This is a genomic window from Thiobacillus denitrificans DSM 12475 (assembly GCF_000376425.1).
Taxonomy (GTDB): domain Bacteria; phylum Pseudomonadota; class Gammaproteobacteria; order Burkholderiales; family Thiobacillaceae; genus Thiobacillus; species Thiobacillus denitrificans.
The window spans coordinates 84,068-104,788 of record NZ_AQWL01000006.1 but is presented as its reverse complement, the minus strand read 5'-3'; the positions used below and the strand labels follow the sequence as shown (position 1 = coordinate 104,788).

General features: G+C 63.3%; 17 protein-coding genes. 11 read left to right on the top strand and 6 right to left on the bottom strand.

Features of this window, described 5'->3' with window-relative positions; all coding sequences use genetic code 11:
• Positions 1 to 344: 344 nt before the first annotated feature.
• From B059_RS0111300 to B059_RS0111260, 8 genes are all read left to right on the top strand, one after another.
• Positions 345 to 671 (top strand): hypothetical protein, encoded by a 327-nt coding sequence (locus B059_RS0111300; RefSeq protein ID WP_211206904.1) that lies wholly within the window; start codon positions 345 to 347, stop codon positions 669 to 671.
• A gap of 26 nt (positions 672 to 697) precedes the next feature.
• Positions 698 to 2,821, top strand: coding sequence for a SulP family inorganic anion transporter (locus B059_RS0111295; protein WP_018078365.1), 2,124 nt, complete (start codon positions 698 to 700; stop codon positions 2,819 to 2,821).
• A 193-nt stretch (positions 2,822 to 3,014) separates the two neighbouring features.
• Positions 3,015 to 5,012 (top strand): hydrogenase 4 subunit B, encoded by a 1,998-nt coding sequence (gene hyfB, locus B059_RS0111285; protein ID WP_018078363.1) that lies wholly within the window; start codon positions 3,015 to 3,017, stop codon positions 5,010 to 5,012.
• Positions 5,009 to 5,956, top strand: coding sequence for a respiratory chain complex I subunit 1 family protein (locus B059_RS0111280; protein WP_018078362.1), 948 nt, complete (start codon positions 5,009 to 5,011; stop codon positions 5,954 to 5,956). The genes hyfB and B059_RS0111280 overlap by 4 nt, the downstream gene beginning before the upstream one ends.
• A 1-nt stretch (position 5,957) precedes the next feature.
• The gene (locus tag B059_RS0111275; protein ID WP_018078361.1) at positions 5,958 to 6,620 is read left to right on the top strand and encodes a formate hydrogenlyase; all 663 of its coding nucleotides are present in this window, start codon (positions 5,958 to 5,960) and stop codon (positions 6,618 to 6,620) included.
• Positions 6,621 to 6,623: 3 nt separating this feature from the next.
• Positions 6,624 to 8,075: a hydrogenase 4 subunit F gene (locus B059_RS0111270; RefSeq protein WP_018078360.1), complete on the top strand. Its 1,452-nt coding sequence runs from the start codon at positions 6,624 to 6,626 to the stop codon at positions 8,073 to 8,075.
• 1 nt (position 8,076) lies between these two features.
• Positions 8,077 to 9,618, top strand: coding sequence for a hydrogenase large subunit (locus tag B059_RS0111265; protein ID WP_018078359.1), 1,542 nt, complete (start codon positions 8,077 to 8,079; stop codon positions 9,616 to 9,618).
• 81 nt (positions 9,619 to 9,699) lie between these two features.
• Positions 9,700 to 10,233 (top strand): NADH-quinone oxidoreductase subunit B family protein, encoded by a 534-nt coding sequence (locus B059_RS0111260; RefSeq protein WP_018078358.1) that lies wholly within the window; start codon positions 9,700 to 9,702, stop codon positions 10,231 to 10,233.
• 56 nt (positions 10,234 to 10,289) lie between these two features.
• Here B059_RS0111260 and B059_RS0111255 read toward each other — a convergent pair whose 3' ends face one another.
• Positions 10,290 to 10,538: a hypothetical protein gene (locus B059_RS0111255; protein ID WP_018078357.1), complete on the bottom strand. Its 249-nt coding sequence runs from the start codon at positions 10,536 to 10,538 to the stop codon at positions 10,290 to 10,292.
• 35 nt (positions 10,539 to 10,573) lie between these two features.
• Positions 10,574 to 11,455, bottom strand: a complete 882-nt coding sequence (locus tag B059_RS0111250) for a spermine/spermidine synthase domain-containing protein (protein ID WP_018078356.1) — start codon at positions 11,453 to 11,455, stop codon at positions 10,574 to 10,576.
• Between the two features lie 194 nt (positions 11,456 to 11,649).
• Between B059_RS0111250 and B059_RS0111245 the strand changes: the two genes are divergently transcribed.
• Positions 11,650 to 11,850, top strand: coding sequence for a hypothetical protein (locus B059_RS0111245; RefSeq protein ID WP_018078355.1), 201 nt, complete (start codon positions 11,650 to 11,652; stop codon positions 11,848 to 11,850).
• A gap of 217 nt (positions 11,851 to 12,067) precedes the next feature.
• On the opposite strand, the gene B059_RS0111240 is transcribed toward B059_RS0111245, so the two are convergent.
• The 4 genes from B059_RS0111240 to B059_RS0111225 form a co-directional block, all read right to left on the bottom strand.
• Entirely contained in the window at positions 12,068 to 14,440 is a 2,373-nt protein-coding gene (locus B059_RS0111240; RefSeq protein WP_018078354.1) for a nitric oxide reductase activation protein NorD, read from the bottom strand.
• Between the two features lie 137 nt (positions 14,441 to 14,577).
• Positions 14,578 to 15,381 carry a CbbQ/NirQ/NorQ/GpvN family protein gene (locus B059_RS0111235; protein WP_018078353.1) on the bottom strand — a complete coding sequence of 268 codons (804 nt, stop codon included), beginning with the start codon at positions 15,379 to 15,381 and terminating at the stop codon, positions 14,578 to 14,580.
• Positions 15,382 to 15,604: 223 nt separating this feature from the next.
• Positions 15,605 to 15,961, bottom strand: coding sequence for a ribulose bisphosphate carboxylase small subunit (locus B059_RS0111230; RefSeq protein WP_018078352.1), 357 nt, complete (start codon positions 15,959 to 15,961; stop codon positions 15,605 to 15,607).
• Positions 15,962 to 16,059: 98 nt separating this feature from the next.
• Positions 16,060 to 17,481, bottom strand: coding sequence for a form I ribulose bisphosphate carboxylase large subunit (locus B059_RS0111225; protein WP_018078351.1), 1,422 nt, complete (start codon positions 17,479 to 17,481; stop codon positions 16,060 to 16,062).
• Positions 17,482 to 17,790: 309 nt separating this feature from the next.
• On the opposite strand from B059_RS0111225, the gene B059_RS0111220 reads away from it, so the two are divergent.
• Together B059_RS0111220 and B059_RS0111215 are read left to right on the top strand one after the other, a co-directional pair.
• The gene (locus B059_RS0111220; protein ID WP_018078350.1) at positions 17,791 to 18,714 is read left to right on the top strand and encodes a LysR family transcriptional regulator; all 924 of its coding nucleotides are present in this window, start codon (positions 17,791 to 17,793) and stop codon (positions 18,712 to 18,714) included.
• Between the two features lie 211 nt (positions 18,715 to 18,925).
• Positions 18,926 to 20,545 (top strand): Na/Pi cotransporter family protein, encoded by a 1,620-nt coding sequence (locus tag B059_RS0111215; RefSeq protein ID WP_018078349.1) that lies wholly within the window; start codon positions 18,926 to 18,928, stop codon positions 20,543 to 20,545.
• The last annotated feature ends 176 nt before the right edge of the window (positions 20,546 to 20,721 follow it).

Genomic DNA, 20,721 nt, shown 5'->3' with positions numbered 1-20,721 from the left:
GCCAGCATGCCATCTGATGTTGCCAAATGCAATATAAATACACGCATTGCAACATCCTGAAAAATTTTAAGATTAATGCATAAATAACAAAGATTTAACCAAAATTTAACCTTTCTACCCGGAAAGAATGCGCTTTAACCATTTCGATACGCAACACCCGTGCTTCCGCACGCAATCGCACGGCCTGGAATTTCATGCGCTAATTCAATTCCTTGCATGAAAGCGCCGGACTGGCACGGATGCTGCTATAACGGGTTGTCCATCACTCAAGCTCGGCCATGACGCATCCCGGCAAACAACGAACCGTCCTCCTCGCCGTGCGCGAAGGCCATGTGGAGCCACGCTTGCTGACTTCCGCACTCGAACTTTGCCGCCGCCTTGAAGCCGATCTTGAAATCCAGGTCATTGCTGCCGGCAAGACGCCGCCGCCCGAGCTGGACGGCTTTCTGGCAACACTGCGCGAAGCCGGTTTGCCGTTCAGCCTGGCGGTGAAACCCAGCCTGCGGCGGCGCGATCTGGTGGACTATGCCAATGCCCACGAACATATCGCGGCGCTGGTGATCGACTCGCGCGAAGGCTGGGAGGCACTGGCTCAGGACCGCACCAGCGACCCCTGGAAACGGCTGGAATGTCCGCTGGTGACCGCCGCTGCGCACGACAAGAAGCACTGAACCCCGCCCACAGAAAAAACACGCTCATGCCTGCTTCCCTGAAAAAATTCTTTCCGTTCCTGCACTGGTTTCCCCTCAAGGGCGACATCCTCAAGGCCGATTTCCTGGCGGGCATCACCGTGGCGCTGGTGCTGATCCCGCAGTCCATGGCCTACGCGCAGCTGGCCGGGATGCCCGCCTATTTCGGCCTGTATGCGGCGTTCCTGCCGGTGGCGGTGGCGGCACTGTGGGGCAGTTCGAATCAGCTCGCCACCGGGCCGGTGGCGGTGGTATCGCTGCTCACCGCATCGTCGCTGGCGGTACTCGCCACGCCGGGGTCGGACCAGTTTGTCGCGCTGGCCATCATGCTGGCACTGCTGGTGGGCATCGTGCAGTTGCTGCTGGGCGTGTTCAAGCTGGGGGTGATCGTCAACTTTCTGTCGCACCCGGTCATCGTCGGCTTTACCAATGCGGCGGCGATGATCATCGGGCTGTCGCAGGTATCCAAGCTGTTCGGCGTGCCGATGGGGCGCAGCGAGCACTTCATCAACGACATCGTCGGCGTGTTCAGGCTGATCGGCGACACCCACCTGCCGACGCTGGCGATGGGCGTGCTGGCGATCGCCATCATGTGGAGCATCAGGAAATACAAGCCGAAGCTGCCCGGTGTGCTGATCGCGGTGGTAGTGACGACGCTGCTGTCATGGTCGATCGGCTTCGAAAGAAACGCGGCCGGCAAGCCCGAGCAGATCGCCGACCCAGCATTGCTGGCGGTGGTGCAGCAAAGCATGGCGGCCGCCAGGCGGGTGGACGATCTCAATACCTTGATCGTGGAAAAATCCGCTGCGCTCAAGTCCATGCAGAAAACGGCGGGCGAAGAAAGCGTTCGCACGGTGCAGATGGCGGCCGAGCTGGAACTGGCCCGCATTGAAGCCCGCGCCGCGGAAGATGCCTTCAACAAGGAAAAAGCCGCGCTGCGACATTTGCAAGTCGTGCGCAGCGTGGATGCGGACGGCGCGACCCTCGCCATTTATGCACTGGACCGGGCGCCGCAGGACGTGGCGCTGGACGATACGCGCTACCGGCTGCGCAAGCTCACTGCAAGCGACTTCAAGCTGGTGGGCGGCGGCGAAGTGGTGGGCGCGATCCCCGAAGGGCTGCCCAGCGTGAAGATGCCCGATTTCAATCTGGACGCCCTCGGCTCGCTGCTGTCCACTGCGCTGGTCATCTCGCTGGTGGGCTTCATGGAAGCCATTTCCATTGCCAAGGCCATCGCCGCCAAGACCCGGCAGCGCCTCGACCCCAATCAGGAATTGATCGGCCAGGGGCTTTCCAACGTGGTGGGCAGCCTGACCCAGGCGTTTCCGGTGTCGGGCTCATTCTCGCGCTCCGCGGTCAACATGAATGCAGGCGCCAAAACCGGCATGAGCTCGGTCATTACCGCGCTGTTCGTGCTGCTGACGCTACTGTTTCTGACGCCGCTGCTGTACCACCTGCCGCAGGCGGTGCTGGCTGCCATCATCATCATGGCGGTGATCGGGCTGGTGAATCTCAAGGCGGTCAAGCACGCCTGGCACGCCAGCAAGCACGACGGCATCGCCGCCGTGGCGACCTTTATCGCCACCCTTGCGTTTGCGCCGCATCTCGACAACGGCATCATGGTGGGCGCGGGTCTGGCGCTCGGCCTGTACCTGTACCGCACGATGTCGCCGCGCGTCGCCATCCTCGGCCGCTACAGCGACGGCACCCTGCGCGACCTCAAGGTCTACCCCGATCTACCCACCAGCAAGCATCTGGTGGCGATCCGCTTCGACGGCTCGCTCTACTTCGCCAACGTCGCCTACTTCGAAGACGCGGTACTGGAAGCCGTGGCCAACCATCCCGACGCCAGATACATACTGGTGGTGGGCGACGGCATCAACCAGCTGGACGCGTCCGGCGAGGAAGTCGTCCATCACCTGGTCGAACGCCTGCGCAGCACCGGTGTCACGCTGGTGTTCAGCGGCCTGAAACGACAGGTACTGGATGTGATGCGCGCCACCAGCCTGTACGACGTCATTGGCCAGAACAATCTGTTTGCCACGGAAGACCAGGCGATCACTGCAATTTACGAGCAGCTGGGCGAAAATGCAGCAGACGATCTGTTCTGCCTGATCCCTTCAGCACGATAGAGCCGATCCGACGACAACCCGCCTTCACACGCACAGGAACCGAAACAGATGAATTGCTTCCCGGCTGGCCGGAAACCCTGCTTCGGCCGCCTCCTGAAAGCCGACCTGGCGACCGCCCTGCCCGGCAGCTCGCGCGGCAAGTCGGGAACCCGGGCACGGTAGGCTTACAACAAACATGATGGAAACCCTTCCTATGCTTTTCTCCAATCCGGTCCAATGGGCCTGGGGCGTCGTGTTGTTCTGGCTGGCGCTGGGGTTTGCCGCCCTGCTGCTGCAAGATGCGCAGCAGCTGCTGAGCCGGCTGGTGTTCCCGCTCGGCGCGCTCGGCGCGCTCGCCATTGCGGGAGTGGGCGTGGCCGGGATGACCGGGCCCGTGTCCACGGCCGTGCTGCCCATCGGCCTGCCCGACCTGCCCTTCCATTTGCGGCTGGACGCGCTGTCCGCTTTTTTCATGGTGCTCCTGGGCGGGGCGGCATTCGGCGTCAGCGTGTATGCCTCCGGCTATTTCCGCAGCATGGCCGCGGGCCCGCTCGCGCTACTGGCTCTGTGGTACCACCTGTTCCTGGCGGGCATGGTCACGGTGCTGCTGGCCGACGATGCCTACGCCTTCATGGTGGCGTGGGAAGTGATGGCGCTGTCGTCCTATTTTCTCGTCACCACCGACCACAAGATTCCCGAAATCCGCCGCGCCGGCTTTCTCTATCTTCTGATCGCGCACATCGGCGCGGTGGCGCTGCTGCTGACCTTCGGCGTACTGCAGGGCGGGCACGGCGACTACACCTTCGACACCATGCGCGTGGCCGAGATGACCCCGCTCTGGGCCTCGGCCGCCTACCTGCTGGCGCTGTTCGGTTTCGGCGCCAAGGCAGGGCTGGTGCCGATGCACGTGTGGCTGCCGGAGGCGCACCCGGCCGCGCCTTCGCCGGTGTCCGCACTGATGTCGGGGGTGATGCTGAAGACTGCCATCTATGGCCTGTTGCGGGTGACCTTCGATCTGCTCAATGTGCAGATCGGTTGGTGGGGCACACTGGCGCTGGCGCTGGGTTTGATCACTGCGCTGTACGGCGTGATCTTCGCCGCGGTGCAGTCGGACATGAAGCGCCTGCTGGCCTGGTCGTCGATCGAGAACATCGGCGTGATCATCGCCGCGTTCGGCCTCACGCTGATTTTCTACACCGACGGCAAGGGTGCGCTGGCGGCGCTGACGCTGACCGCGCTGCTCTATCACGCGCTCAACCACGCCTTCTTCAAGGGCCTGCTGTTCGTCGGCACCGGCTCGGTGCTGCACGCCACCGGCGCGCGCCAGATGGGCCAGCTGGGCGGCCTGATGCGCTTCATGCCGTGGACCGCCTGGCTGACCCTGGTCGGCGCGCTGGCCATCGCCGGCCTGCCGCCGTTGAACGGCTTCGTCTCGGAATGGCTGCTGTTGCAGGCCTTCCTGCTCACTCCGGGGCTCAGCCAGCCCTACCTCAACATGGTGATCCCGGTGGCCGCGGCCACCGTGGCGCTGGCCGCGGCGCTCGCCGCCTACGTGATGGTCAAGTTCTACGGCGTCGTCTTCCTCGGCCAGCCGCGCCACCCAGCGCTGCATGACGCGCACGAGGCCGGCTGGCCGGAACGCCTCGGCATGCTGTGGCTGGCGGCCGGCTGCGTGCTGCTGGGCCTGTTCCCCGCCCAGGTCATCGGCTGGCTCGCCCCGGTGGTGTACTTGCTGACCGGGCAGACGCTGGTGAACGACGGCAACTGGCTGATACTGGCGCCGGTCTCGGCGGAACGCGCGAGCTACGCGCCGCTGATCTTCTTCGCCGTGGTGGCGGCGGTGCTGCTGCTGACCATCCTGTGGGTACGCCGCATCTACCACGGCCGGGTGCGCCGCAGCGATCCGTGGGACTGCGGCTATCCGGAACAGGATGCGCGCATGCAGGACAGCGCCGAAGGCTTCGGTCAGCCGATCCGGCAGATTTTCGAAGTTTTCATGCGGGTGGAGCGGGAAACCCCCGATCCCTTCGACCGCAAGCCGCGCTACAGCGGTGCCTCGCTGGACAAGCTCTGGTTCGTTCTCTATGAACCGATCGCACGGGTGACCGGCTGGCTGTCGGAGCAGGCCGGGCGACTACAGCATGGCCGCATCCAGTGGTACCTGATCTACAGCTTCGCCACCCTGATCTTTCTTCTGGTTTTCACACGATGAGTACCGGCATCCTTCTGCAACTCGCCCAGACCTTTCTGGCCATCCTGCTGGCGCCCCTGTTGATGGGCTGGGTCAACCAGTGCCGCGCCTGGCTGCAGGGGCGCAACGCGCCACCGATCACCCAGCCCTACCGCACGCTGAAGAAGCTGTTCCACAAGGACGCGGTGATCGCCCACAACGCCTCGCCGCTGTTCCGCTTCGCGCCCTACATGATCTTCGCCTGCATGGCGCTCGCGGCCGGCATCGTGCCGACCATCGCCAACGACCTGCCGTTCTCGCCCGCCGCCGACGTCATCGCCCTGGTCGGCATCTTCGCGCTGGCGCGGGTGTTCCTGGCGCTGGCGGCGATGGACATCGGCACCTCGTTCGGCACCCTTGGCGCGCGCCGCGAGATGCTGGTGTCCTTCCTCGCCGAACCGGCGCTGCTGATGGTGTTTTTCACCGCCAGCCTGATTTCACACTCCACCGAACTGCCAGTGATCGTCGAAACCCTGGCACACAAGGAATTCGTGATCTACCCCAGCCTGGCCTTCGCGGCGGTGGCGTTCTGGATGGTCTCGACGGCGGAAAACGCGCGCATCCCGGTCGACAACCCGAGCACCCACCTCGAACTGACCATGATCCACGAGGCCATGATCCTGGAGTATTCCGCCCGCCATCTGGCGCTGATCGAGTGGGCCGTCGCCTTGAAGCTGTTCACTTATTCGGCGCTCGGCATAGCGTTGTTCCTGCCGTGGGGCATCGCGGCGCGGGGCGATAGTGCCGGCGCGTTCTCCCTGGCCGTGGGCGCGATACTGCTGAAGCTCATGCTGGGCGGCGCCTTCCTGGCATTCATCGAAGCCATCTCGGCCAAGCTGCGGCTGTTCCGCGCGCCGGAATATCTGGGTACCGCTTTCCTGCTGGCGGTGCTGGGCATGCTGATCCATTTCCTGCTGGAGGTCTGACATGACGCTGAGCTACCACCTGCAGATCGTCAACCTGCTGGCAGCCCTTCTGCTGCTGATCTCCTTTGCCATGCTGTCGCAGCGCCGCATCACCGGGCTCATCACCCTGTTCGCCTGGCAGGGGGCGGCGCTGGCGGCGTCCACCGCGCTGGTGGCCTGGTCGACCCACCAGCATCACCTGTATTACTCGGCAGCGCTCACTCTGGTGCTCAAGGTGATCGCGATGCCCTGGTACTTCTACCGCATCGTGAAAAAACTCGACGTCGACCGCGACGTCGAGCCGATGATCAACATCCCCACCACCATGCTGATCGGCATCGTGCTGGTGATCTTCGCGTTCAACCTGGCGCTGCCCATCTCGGAACTGTCCGGCACGGTGATGCGCTCGACGCTGGGCATCGCGCTGGCCTGCGTGCTGCTGGCCTTCCTCATGATGATCACCCGCAAAAAGGCGATTCCCCAGGTGATCGGCTTTCTGGCGATGGAAAACAGCCTGTTCTTCGCCGCCACCAGCGCCACCTACGGCATGCCGCTGGTGGTGGAACTGGGCGTGGCGCTCGACGTGATGGTGGGGGTGTTCGTGCTCTCGATCTTCTTCTTCCAGATTCGCGAAACCTTCGATTCGCTGGATCTGAAGCACATGGAAAAGCTCAAGGAAAAATAAGTCGTGGAAATCTACTGGCTACTCGGCATTCCGCTGACCGGCGGCATCTTCCTTGCGCTGTGGGGCTGCCGCAGGCACGCACCGGAAATCAATGCGCTGTTCAGCCTGGCCACGCTGCTGGCGGCCGCGCTGCTGACCCATCGCATCATCGAGCAAGGCCCGATGATGGTGGGCGCCGGCTGGTTCTTCATCGACTCGTTCAACGTCTTCCTGGTCGCGTTGACCGCCTTCGTCGCCTTCACCACCGCGCTGTTCTCACGCCCCTACATGCGGATCGAGGCGGAGCACGGCAAGCTCAACGACCAGCGGCTGCGCCTGTATCACGCGAGCTACCAGATCTTCATCGGCGCCATGCTGCTGGCGCTGACTACCAACAACATGGGTATCCTGTGGGTGGCGATGGAGGCGGCGACGCTCGCCACCGTGCTGCTGGTGTCGCTGTATCGCACCCCGGCCTCGCTGGAAGCGGCCTGGAAGTATTTCATCCTGTGCGGCGTCGGCATCGCGCTGGCGCTGTTCGGCACCATCCTGCTCTACTTCGCGGCGGAGAAGGTGCTCGGCTCGGGCGGCACCGCGCTGTTGTGGACGCACCTCAACGGCGTCAAGGCACAGCTGGAGCCGACGGTGCTGTCGCTCGCCTTCGTCTTCCTGCTGGTCGGTTACGGCACCAAGGTCGGCCTGGCACCGCTGCACAGCTGGCTGCCGGACGCCCACGCCGAAGGCCCGACCCCGGTGTCCGCCGTGCTCTCCGGCCTCTTGCTCAACGTCGCGCTGTACGCGGTGATGCGCTCCAAGGTGCTGGTCGACGGTGCGCTCGGCACCGACCTGGCGGGCAACCTGATGATGGGCTTCGGCCTCCTCTCGGTGGTGCTGGCTGCCTTCCTGATCAAGCGCCAGACCGACGTCAAGCGCATGTTCGCCTACTCGTCGATCGAGCACATGGGCCTCATCACCTTCGCCTTCGGCATGGGCGGCGCGGTGGCGAACTTCGCCGCGCTCTTGCACATGACCATGCACTCGCTCACCAAGTCCGCCATTTTCTTCGCCGTCGGCCACGCCACACAGAAGGCCGGCACCCAGTTGATGGACGGCATCCGCGGCCTGATCCGCACCAATCCCACCATCGGCTGGGGCTTGATGCTGGGCACCGTCGCCATTCTCGGCGTGCCGCCGTTCGGCGTGTTCGCCAGCGAATTCCTCATCATCACCACCGCCATGCACGAACACCCCTGGGCCACGCCCTTCCTGCTGCTGGCGCTGGGGGTGGCCTTCGCCTCAATCTTCGGCAAGGTGCAGCCGATGGTATTCGGCGAGACCGAACTGCCGAAGCTGCCCTACCAGCCCGCGCTGGCGCCGGTGTTCCTGCATCTGGGCCTGGTGCTGATGCTGGGCCTGTTCATTCCGCCCTACCTGGCTGACTGGTACCGGCAGGCTGCGCAACTCCTGGGAGGCTGAAATGAAGATCGGCGAACACGACTGGCACCTCGATCCGCTAGGCAAACACATCTGGCGCGGCCGGATGGAAACCGGCCAGCTGCTTGCGCTGGCACGCGCGGTCAAGGAAGAAGGGGGACAGCTCGTCGCCCTGTGGGGTTCGGACGACCGCGCGCTGGGCGGCGGCTTCGGCATTCATGTCGTCCTGCTCACCAGTTCCGGACTCGCCTGGGTGAGCTGCGCCCTGGCGGCCGATGCGCTGGCCTATCCCGACCTCGCCCACATCTTCCCGCAGGCCGATCGCATGCAGCGCGCGACCTTCGACCTGCTCGGCATCCATGCCAGCGACGCGGTGGACGACCGCAAATGGCTGCGCCACGGCGCCTGGGCGGCGACCGCCTTCCCGCTGCGCAAGGATTTCGATCCCGGCCTGCCAGCCACCCGCGATACCGACGCCTATCCCTTCATCCGCGTCGAAGGCGAAGGCGTGCACGAGATCGCGGTCGGTCCGATCCACGCCGGCACCATCGAACCGGGACACTTCCGCTTCTCCGTCATCGGCGAGCGCATCCTCAGGCTGGAAGAGCGGATGGGCTACACCCACAAGGGCACCGAAAAGCGCTTCGAGGGCATGGACATCGATACCGGCGCCAAGCTCGCCGGACGGGTGTCCGGCGACACCCACAGCGCCTACGCCTGGGCCTACTGCATGGCGGTGGAAATGGCCACCGCCAGCACCGTGCCCGACCGCGCCGTGTGGCTGCGCGCGCTGTTCCTGGAAATCGAGCGCATCGCCAACCACCTGGGCGACCTCGGCTACCTCGGCAACGACGTCGCGCTCTCCTTCGGCTTCATGCAGTTCTGGCGGCTGAAGGAAGACTGGCTGCGGCTCAGCGCGAAACTGTTCGGCCACCGCTACCTGTACGACCGCATCGTACCGGGCGGGGTGGCGGTCGACATCACCGACAGCGGCCGCGCAGAACTCGCGGCGGAAGCCGACCGCATCGAGGCGGAAGTGCGTTCACTCAAGACCATCTACGACGAGCATGCCACGCTGCAGGATCGCTTCAGCAACACTGGCATCGTGAAGCCCGAACTGGCGGCCAGGCTGGGGCTGACCGGCCTGGCCGGCCGCGCCAGCGCGCAGGCCTGGGATGCCCGCGCCCAGTTCCCGCTGGCGCCCTACGACCAGCTCGACGTCAGCATGGCCACCCAGCGCAGCGGCGACGTGCTGGCGCGCGCCGAGGTGCGCTTTGCCGAAATTCACGAATCGCTGCGGCTGGTGCGCGCGCTTCTCGAATGTCTGCCGGCGGGCGACCTGCATGCGCCGCTCGCCGCCATTCAAAACGTGTGCGAAGGGATCGGCTGGGTGGAAAGCTGGCGCGGCGAAGTCGTGGTGGCGGTGCGCATCGGCGCCGACGGCAGGCTCGACCGCGTGCACCCGCACGATCCCTCATGGCAGAACTGGCCGCTGGTGGAGGTGGGCGTACTCGGCAACATCGTTCCCGACTTCCCGCTCATCAACAAATCGTTCAACCTCTCCTACAGCGGGCCGGATCTGTGAGCGCGCGATACTCCCCGGACATCCGCACGACGCAATCGCGGCGGGGCGCCACTCCTACAACACGCGCCAAGGATTGCTGACATGGCTACCCATCTCATCCTGCAGAAAATCTTCAAGACCGGCATCGTCTCCGAACCGGCGCCCCAGGCCGACCCCGCGCTGCGCACGCACGAGCAGGCGCTGCACGCGGACATCCTCAAGGTATTCGGCCAGTCGGTGGCGATCCGCCACCTCGACGCCGGTTCCTGCAACGGCTGCGAACTGGAAATCCACGCGCTCAACGGACCGCACTACAACATCGAAGGCATGGGGGTGAAGTTCGTGGCCAGTCCGCGCCATGCCGACGTGCTGCTGGTCACCGGCCCGGTCTCGCGCAACCTCGAAACGGCGCTCAAACGCACCCACGACGCCATCCCGGAGCCCAAGTGGGTAATCGCGGTCGGCGACTGCGGCTGCAGCGGCGGCCTGTTCGGCGAGAGCTACGCCTCGTGCGGCAGGGTTTCCAATGTCATCCCGGTCGACGTTGAAGTGCCGGGCTGTCCGCCCACCCCGATCGCCCTGTTGCAGGGGATTCTTGCGGCAGTCAGCCAGGATCGGGAAAACCCGGGGGCTTAGGCGGCTCGAACCCCGCCGCGTCCGCCGGGCGGATGCCCGGGCATCCGCAACACCGCCTAGGATGCCTTGGCTTTGGGTTTCCTGCCGGGGCTGGCGGTCGGGATATAGCCCGAGACCCGGCACAGCATCCCTTCGGTTTTCTTGCCCTTGATGAATCGCGTCGAGTGGCACACGATGATGTCCCCTCTTTTCGACATTTCCGTCAGATGAAGGCGCAAGTCCGCCAACGGGATTCGCGTTGCGGCGGCGATCTCGGAATCGAGCTGTTCGCCCCGCTCTTTCAGATATTGATGGATTTTCTGCATGGCTGGGTCACCGGGTTACTAGGAAAGGCAAGACTTTAAGGGCGGGAAGTCTTCACCCAACGCAATTCAGCCCCCTCCCGCAGGCTGCGTACGATAGCTGAAAAATCGAGCGGAAACCGATCGGCGAGTGTTCCCGCCCGTTCCTCCAGCTGCCCCCAGTCGAGGGAACAGCCGGCATCGGCAAAAGCAACGGCTATATGATTGTCGCCGCCAGGAACAGTTCCCAACTGCACGCGTCCCGCGAAGGTCTCGCCCAGCAAGGCCAGGTGCCTCGACCAGTGCTTCCTCGGCCCGGCGAAGTTGGCGACGAGCACACCGCCCGCCCTGAGCCGGCGGCGCGCTGCCCGGTAGAAACCACGATCGAGAAAGGCCGGGGCGATGCCCTTGGCGTCGAAACCATCCAGCAGCAGGACGTCGGTGTCGCCTTCGGCCGCGGGCAGATAATCGGCGGCGTCGGCCTGGACGATCGCCAGGCGTGCATCGTCGGGGACGTCGAACTCGCCGCGCAGGGCGATGACATCGGGATCGACCTCGACCACGGTCAGGCGGGTGCGCGACAGATGGCGATGGCAGAACTTGGCCAGCGAACCGCCCCCCAATCCGATCATCAGCACATGCCCCGGGTCGGGCGCGAACAACAGGAAAGCCATCATTTTGCGGGTGTAGGCAAAATCGAGGGCGAAGGGATCGTCGAGGCGCATGGAACTCTGGATGAAGTCCAGACCGAACAGCAGTTGCCGCGTCTCGCCGTCGTCGATGATGAAAGGCCTGGAATAGCGGCCGTTCAGGATCTGTTCATAGAGCCATACAGGATCGCCCTGCTCCGGTTCAAGCACGCGTACCTTGACGGGTTCGCCCGAGACGCTGCCCGGCAGTTCGAGCAGCGGACGGCGTGCGGACTGCGCCTGCCTGCTCATCGGTCGCCTTCGGAAGTGCGTACGGCGACACCCGCCCGCGATAAGCCAGCCTGCCGGGGGGGCAGGAGCGCGGGTATGGCTCTCGGATAAGGGGTGGCGGGCGCTTGATTCTTCAAACCAACACCATGTTACATGGTATCAAAATGATAATCCAGTTATCATTGCACGCACATCCCATGCACATACTAGGCTCCATGGAAAACCGCACCGCCAGAATGACGTTCCTGATCGATCCGAGAAAGAAACAACTCTTCGAGGAAATCTGCTCGCAGCAGGACCTCACCTCCTCGCAAGTGGTGCGCAGGCTGATTCACCAGTACATCCTCGAACACGCGGGATCGCGCGAACTGCCCGGATGGCTGACGACCCCCGCCGCCAGCCCGAAGACACAATAAGACCGGACAGCAGGGCCCTCCGCTGGCTTCGGCGGCGCACTCCGGCATTCGAACGGGGCCACTCCGCAGCTCGGCGCCACCTGCGCTAATCCGCGCCGAAGGCGCCCGTCACCTTGTCAGGCCCGCATAAAGCAGCGGGAGCTTTTAGCTCCGGCCGCCGCTTCACTGCTTAACTTGCTGAAGCAAGTTAGCCTGCGCTGAAACTGCCGATCAACCTTTAGCGCGTCAGGCCGGCGTAGAGCATCGGCAGTTTTTCCGGCAGCCGTTGCACATGATCGACCACCATGAAATTCTTTTGCCCGAAGATACGGCTCACGTAGTTGTCGGCGCGCGGGTCGAGGCTCATGCAGTAGGTGGTGACGCCGTGCTTGGCGACTTCTTCCACCGCCTTCTTGGTGTCGTAGCGCAGATACTGCGGATCGCGCACGTCGATGTCGGCCGGCTCGCCGTCGGTGATGACGATCAGGAGCTTCTTCGCCGAGCGCTGCAATTTGAGGTGGTGGCCGGCGTGGCGGATCGCCGCGCCCATGCGGGTCGAGAGCTGCCCGGTCATGCCGGCGAGCCTGGCCTTCGGCGTTTCGTCCCAGTGCTGGTCGAAATCCTTGAAGCGGGTGTACTCGACGTAGTGGCGGCCATCCGAGCAGAAGCCGTGGATCGCGAACGGATCGCCCACCTTGTTGATGGCATCCGCCAGCAGCACACAGGCCTGGCGCGTCAGGTCGAGCACCGAGTATTCCTGGTCCTGCACCGTCTCGTTGGTCGACTCGGAGAGATCCAGCAGCACCAGGATCGAGAAGTCGCGCGTCTTCCTGACCGAACGCATCATGATGCGGGGATCAGGCTGATTGCCGAGCCGGATGTCGGTGAAGCTGGCGATCGCCGCGTTGATGTCGATCTCGTCGCCGTCCTCCAGCTTGCGGATGCGCTGCACGCCTTGCGGCTGCATCGCGTCGAGCAGGAATTTCATGCGGTGGATCTCGCGCTTGTACCTGGCGGTGATGTCGTCGATCACCTGCAGGTCACCCGACTTCGCGCGCTTCTCCTGCACCGTCGCCCAGGCCGGGCGCTCGAGCTGGATCTGGTAGTCCCATTCCGAATAATGGAAGGGGTCGGACACCGGCTCCCTGCCTTCCGTTTCGTTGTAGGATCTGCCGTTGCTCTCGGCGCCGATGTTCTCGTAGGGGAACAGCTCGGTACCCAGCACCCAGATTTCCCCGGCGTCGTCACCCGCCGTTTCGGTGTCGATTTCGTTGACCATCTCCATCACGCTGACGTACTTGCGCACCTGCTTGACGGACTCGTAGCCAGCACCGGCCGCCTTGTCGAAATCGAATTCCTCGAATTCCCAGAAGTAGCGGTTGTCGTCGCGATACGGCGCACTCAGTACATCGGTGCGCAGGTTGAAGGCGATTTTCTTCGCGGTCAGGCTGTGCGCCAGCTGCACGCCGATTTCCCATGAGGTGTAGTTGTCGTCGAGCTTGCCGGCTTCAGCATCCTGGGCAGCGGCGGTAAACAGCGCGCGGCCCTCGGCGATCCACGGATCGCTGTCCTGGTAGCGCTCATCCAGCAGCGCGCGCGCCAGCCGGTTGAGATAGTCGCCCACGCTGTCGTCCATCTCCGGCGTGGCGGCGTGCAGCTTGCACCACAGCTGCTTCAGGCCGGGGAAACGACGGATCGCCAGGGTTTCCACGCGCGCGTCCTCGATGACCGAAATCACCGCCATCTGCATTGGATTCAGCGCCTCGGCGGAAATCGGCACGCGCGTCTCGACGATGTGCGCGGCGCAGTGCGCGGCGGCGGCGCGATACAGTTCCAGCCCGGACACCGCCTCCTGCCCTTCCACCACCCAGTCGTCGTAGGCGTCCGGCAGATGCAGCAGGTAGTCTTCGATATAGGGGCGATAGCCTTCACGCACCTCGAAGTCGCCCGAGGTCGGGCGCATGAAGAAATCGCGTGCCCACAGCGCACGCAGATACATGTTGATGCGGCGCTGCACGTCGACCAGCAGGGTGCCCTTGCGCTCCTTCTGCAGCATCGCCAGCGACTCTTTCGATTCGAGACTGAAGTACTTGATCTGCTCCTCGTAGTTGGTGCGGTGCGCGTGCGCACCCCACAGCGCCCAGCGCCGCAGGCCGCCCAGGGTCAGATGCTGGAACAGTATTTCCAACTTGTCGAGCATCGGCCGAACGCCGCGCGGCGCCTGCGCGATCAGCGTATTGATGAACTGCAGGTACTTGAGGAACAGCCCGGCATCGCCCAGCCGGCTGGCGGCGGTCGGCGCGCTGGCGAGCAGCAGCTCGATCACCGCGCCCGAGGTCTTCGAGGCCAGCATCAGCGAGGCGGTCGCCAGGTCGGCCACCACGTCCTCGCCCACTTCCTTGGCCACATGCGGCGCCTGCGTGATCCAGGTTTCCACCAGATCGTCACCACGCCCCAGCCCACGGATGGCCGACACCCCCTTCAGGTAGTTGTCGAGCCCGCGCGGCGAGAACACCTTGGTCGCTTCGTGCCAGTTGGCCTCGAGGGCATCCCGGCTGTGTGGCGACAAGTCTTCCAGCAGTTCAGCGTAGTCTTCGAGTTTGATCGACATGGCGGCTTGTCCTCAAAAGCAGAATGGGTTGTGCACGCAAATTGCGCACGACTCATTTTTTATCCGCGGAGAAACGCGAAGTGAATTCTTGAAAGGCTTTCTTCGCGACCCTTCGCGTTCTTCGCGGACAAAAGGTTTTAGAAGAACGTCGATACCGCCGCGTCCAGCGCGTCGCGCATATCCGGATCGTCGGTGATCGGGCGCACCAGTGCGACGCGGCAGGCGGCCTGCGGATTCACGCCCTTGGCGATCAGCGAGCCGGCGTAGATCAGCATGCGGGTCGACAGGCCCTCGTCGAGGCCGTGGCCCTTGAGGTTGCGGCTACGCTCGGCGATCGACACCAGCTTGCCGGCGATGTCGGCATTGACGCCCGATTCGTGCGTGACGATCTCGGTCTCGATGTCGTGCGCCGGATAGGTGAAATCGAGGCCGCCGAAACGCTGCTTGGTCGACTGCTTGAGATCCTTCATCAGGCTCTGGTAGCCGGGGTTGTAGGAAATCACAATCTGGAAATCGGGGTGGGCGTGCACCAGCTCGCCCTTCTTCTCCAGCGGCAGCACGCGGCGGTTGTCGGTCAGCGGGTGGATCACCACGGTGGTGTCCTGGCGCGCCTCGACCACTTCGTCGAGATAGCAGATCGCGCCGTGGCGGGCGGCGATCGCGAGGGGACCGTCCTGCCACTCGGTGCCAGACGCGGACAGGAGAAAGCGGCCGACCAGGTCGGAGGCGGTCATGTCCTCGTTGCACGCGACGGTGATCAAGGGCTTGCCGAGCTTGTGTGCCATGTACTCGACGAAGCGCGTCTTGCCGCAGCCGGTCGGGCCCTTCAACATCATCGGCATGCGCACCGAATAGGCGGCTTCATACAGCTCCACCTCGTCGGCGACGGGACGGTAGTAGGGTTCTGTGGTGATGCGGTACTGATCGACGATGTTGCTCATTTGGATTCCTTAATTTATTCATCCGCGAAGAACGCGAAGAAGCGCGAAGAAAGAGCTTCAGAACACGCATGCCACTTGAAGCAACCGGGAAATCATCGGGTTGCGTCCAGCGACCCGATGGGTTTTCTTCGCGCTTCTTCGCGTCCTTCGCGGATAAACAAAACCAACAAAAAGCCCCCGCGCCCTGCGGGCGACGGGGGCTGGTACGGTCACCCGTCGCGACTTAAACCGTCTTGCCGCGGAAAATCACCATGGAAGCGCCTTGCGACTGGTTGAAGTTGTTGTAACCGATCAGCCGGACGTGGTTGTCCGGATTGGCCTTGTGACACGCTTCAGCTTCGCTCAGGATCCGCGCCACATCAGTTTCGCCGAACATCGGCAGTTTCCACATATACCAATAGGAATCCTGCAGGTGAGTGGGTTCGGTATGTTCGATAGCCGGGTTCCAGCCTTTTTTCACCAGGAATTCAACCTGCTTCTTGATCTGGTCCTTGGTCATCGCGGGCAGATAGGAGAAGGTCTCGAATTTGCGGCTGGCGGGATCGCTCACGCGGCTTTTGTAATCCATTACTTCAGACATTTAATTTCCTTTCAGATAGAGGGCCAGGGCCAGAAACCGGGGATCAAGGGGGGCGACTACGCCGCGTTTTTCCCCGAATCCCGATCTCCGTATCCTGCTTACTTGTGGGCGACGTCCAGTTTGTCGACAGTGTCGAACTCGAACTTGATCTCTTTCCACGTTTCCATGGCAATCTTCAATTCGGGGCTGTGTGCGGCGGCCGTGCTCAGGATGTCCTTGCCTTCCTTCTCGATCTCGCGGCCTTCGTTACGTGCCTGCACGCAGGCTTCCAGCGCGACGCGGTTGGCGGCGGCGCCAGCGGCGTTGCCCCAGGGGTGGCCGAGCGTACCGCCACCGAACTGCAGACAGGCATCGTCGCCGAAGATGCTAACCAGCGCAGGCATGTGCCACACGTGAATGCCGCCGGAAGCAACCGGGAACACGCCAGGCATCGAACCCCAGTCCTGATCGAAGAAGAGGCCGCGCGAACGGTCTTCCTTGATGAATTCGTCACGCATGGTGTCGATCCAGCCCAGCGTCGCTTCACGGTCGCCTTCCAGCTTGCCCACCACGGTGCCGGAGTGCAGGTGGTCGCCACCCGACAGACGCAGCACCTTGGTCAGCACGCGGAAGTGGATACCGTGGTGCGGGTTGCGGTCGAGCACGGCGTGCATGGCGCGGTGAATGTGCAGCAGCATGCCGTTGTCGCGACACCAGTTGGCCAGGCCCGTATTAGCGGTCAGACCGCCAGCCAGGTAGTCGTGCATGATGATCGGCGCGCCCAGCTCTTTGGCGAACTCCGCACGCTTGTACATCTCTTCCGGCGTCGGCGCGGTCACGTTCAGGTAGTGGCCCTTGCGCTCACCGGTCTCACGCTCAGCTTTTTGGCAGGCTTCGACCACGAATTCGAAGCGGTTGCGCCAACGCATGAAAGGCTGGCTGTTGACGTTTTCGTCGTCCTTGGTCAGATCCAGACCACCGCGCAGGCACTCATACACAGCGCGGCCGTAGTTCTTGGCCGACAGGCCCAGCTTCGGCTTGATGGTGCAGCCCAGCAACGGACGGCCATACTTGTTAAAAATGTCACGCTCGACCTGAATGCCCTGGGGCGGGCCGCCGCAGGTCTTGACGTAGGCGATCGGGAAGCGCACGTCTTCCAGACGCAGTGCGCGCAGCGCCTTGAAGCCGAACACGTTGCCGACCAGCGAGGTCAGCACGTTGACGACGGAGCCTTCTTCGAACAGATCGATCGGATAGGCGACAAATGCGTAGAAGCAGGTGTCGTCGCCAGGCACGTCTTCGATGCGGTAGGCGCGGCCCTTGTAGTAGTCAAGGTCGGTCAACAGGTCGGTCCACACCGTGGTCCAGGTACCGGTCGACGATTCGGCGGCCACGGCAGCGGCGACCTCTTCGCGATCCACACCCGGCTGCGGGGTGATCTTGAAGCAGGCCAGCAGGTCGGTGTCCAGCGGGGTGTATTCCGGGGTCCAGTACGTCTGACGGTACTCTTTCACGCCAGCGTTATAAGTTTTAACAGCCATGATTACTCCTAGCAAAGGTTAGGTTTACGCGCCATGCCAGAAGTGGTCATGCACGATGGAATGCATCATGCAGGAGATGAATCATCAATAACAGTCGATTTTTTCTATTTATAGAATAGACTTATATCTATGTTCATAGCTTAAGGAGGTAAAGGGAGCGCGCCTTTGGCGCTCAAGGGTAAAGAGTAGCAACAAACACTCTTCACTCTTCACTCTTCACTCTTCACTCTTCACTCTTCACTCTTCACTCTTCACTCTTCACNCTTCACTCTTCACCCTTCACTCTTCACTCTTCACTCTTCACCCAAAATGCGCCAGCACACCACCTTCCGCCAGCTCGAAATCTTCGAAGCCATCGCCCGTCTGGGCAGCTTCACTCGCGCCTCCGAAGAACTGTTCCTCACCCAGCCCACCGTCTCCATGCAGATGAAAAAGCTGGCCGAAACGGTGGGGGTTCCGCTGATCGAGCAAGTCGGCAAAAAAATCCGCCTCACCGCCGACGGCCAGCAACTGGCGCAGGCCACCCGCGAAGTCTTCGACATCATGGATCACTACACCATGTCGGTGGCCGAGCGGCAGGGCCTCAAACAAGGCAAGCTGAGCCTGATGGCGATCACCACCGCCTCCTATTTCGCGCCGCGCCTGCTGGGCGAATTCGTCAAGCTGTACCCCGGCATCGACGTCAGCCTGCGCGTCACCAACAAGGAGCAGGTGCTCGCCAGCATCGCCGACAACCTGGACGACCTGTATTTCCTCGGCCAGCCGCCGGAAGACATCGACGTCGTCGCCACCCCCATCATGGACAACCCCATCGTCGTGCTGGCCGCGCCCGACCACCCGCTGGCACGGATGAAGAAGATTCCGCTCGAACGCATCGCCCGGGAACCCTGGCTGATGCGCGAAAAAGGCTCCGGCACCCGCAACGCCATCGAGCGCACCTTCAGCGGACACGGCCTCAACATCCATCCCCGCCTGGAGCTGGGCAGCAACGAAGCCATCAAGCAGGCCATCCTCGCCGGCCTCGGCCTATCTGCCCTCTCCCGCCACACCCTCACTCTCAACCAGCCCGGCCAGTTCGCCGTGCTCGACGTCGAGGGCTTTCCCATCCTGCGCCACTGGTACGCGGTCTATCCGGCCGGGCGGCAGCTATCGGTGGTGGCGCGGGCGTTTCTTGATTATCTGCTCGGGCGGAAGGAGACGGCATCCCAGGCAGCAGACAACAGGAAGCGTTGAACAGCGACGGCATTGGGTCGAGACGGAACGGGAGCGGAAGTCCGGGCTGACCGGGCAGCGCGCCACCTGTTCGGCCAGGCCAGGCAGCGCCAAAATGCGCACAGCCCTCTACCCCTGTTTTCAAGTCCGCCCTCAAGATCGCTCATCGAGCAAGCGCACATGACACCTATGCTAAATTCATCGAGGTCATAAAGCGCATATCTACCCTTACATGCTGGATATCTTTTTTCCGTTTGCCGGTGGCATCGGATTGTTTCTGGTTGGCATGATGCTGCTGTCCGACGGGCTCGTGGCCTTTGCCGGCGGCACCGTGGGGCGGGCCCTGGTCCGTTTCACGGGCACCCCCTCCAAAGCCTTTGTGTCCGGCACGCTCGTCACCGCCCTGGTTCAATCGTCGACCGCCACGACTGTCACCCTGATCGGATTTGTCAGTGCGGGCCTGATTACTTTTTCCCAGGCGATCGGCGTCGTCATCGGTGCCAGTCTGGGCAATACCGCCACGGGCTGGATCGTTGCCGAACTGGGCCTGAAAGTGAATCTGGGCTTCTACACCCTGCCGCTGATCGGCATCGGCGCCATGCTGAAATTGCTGGCCCCGGCGCGCGGGGCCGCGCTGGGCATGTCCCTGGCCGGATTCGGCCTGATGTTTCTCGGCCTGAATACCCTGCAGGAGGGCATGCGCGGGCTCTCTGCCATAGCCAGTCTTGCCAATCTTCCCGACGGGGGATATTCGGCGCGCATAGTGGCCATGCTGATCGGCCTGGCCATGACGGCGATTCTTCAATCGTCTTCCGCCGCCATTGCCACCACCCTTACGGCGCTGCACACCGCGACCATCAATTTCGAACAGGCGTCTGCGCTGGTGGTCGGTGCATCCATCGGCACCACCCTCACCGGCGCCCTGGCAGCCATCGGCGGCACCATTTACGCCAGGCGCACGGCCCTGGCCTACATCCTGTTCAACTCGGTGGCAGGCCTGATCGCCATCGTCCTGCTGCCGGTCTTCCTGTTCCTGATCGACCTCGCCGGAAAATACCTCGGCCTGCAACCGGGCGCCACCAGCCTGGCCGCCTTTCACACCCTGTTCATTGCCGCCGGGGCTCTCCTGTTCCTGCCCTTCACCTCACGCTTCGGTCAGATCGTCGAACGCATCCTGCCCGACCGCGGCGACAGCATGACCGAGCGACTGGATCAGAGCCTGCTCGCCATCCCTGCCGTCGCACTCGAGGCATCGCAGCGGGCACTGGAGCAGGTGGCCCAGCAGCTGCTCGATTTCTACAGTGATCTGCTGTCGCCAGGCGCGTCGGCAAGCCGGAACGGCGACCTGACGGAGGCCGGCCAGGCCCTGGACCGCAGCTATGATTTCGTCAGCCGCATCGAGCTGCCTGCCGACGACGCGCGCCTCGGCGCCCAGCGCATTGCCCAGCTTCATGCCATCGACCATTTGTTGCGCTTTCATGGCCGCCTGCACGATCTGGCCCAGGCCGGAATCGATTTTTCCGATCCGGACTACGCCTGGGCAATCGAGAACAGCCGGGAAATGCTGGCGTTGGCGCGCCAGGGCCTGGCCGAGAAAAACCTTGCCCCTGGCCTGGAACAACTGGAACTCGATGCAGTGACCCTGGCCGCCCTGTCACGCCAGGTCCGGCACGATCTGCTGCAGGATATGGCCTCCCCCGGCGCCAGCCCCGCGACGGCCCTGCGCAAGACAGATGCCTACCGCTGGATGGAACGCACGGGCCACCACATCTGGCGCGTCTGCCATTACCTCTCCCAGGGGCGTCCCATCGATGCCAAGGAGCCTCCGCAGGCAAACCCGAACCAGGGATAACCGTGATTCCCACCCTTGTCTTCGGCAACAGGAACTGCCGTCCCGGTCGCTGCGGCCGACCCGGGCAGGGTGGCGGCAGCCGCGCGCATCGAGAGGTTCGACCTCCATACATAAAAAACATGGAAGACTCGGGGCTTCAATATTTGCGCCGGTAAGCCGATAATCAATGCGGCGTT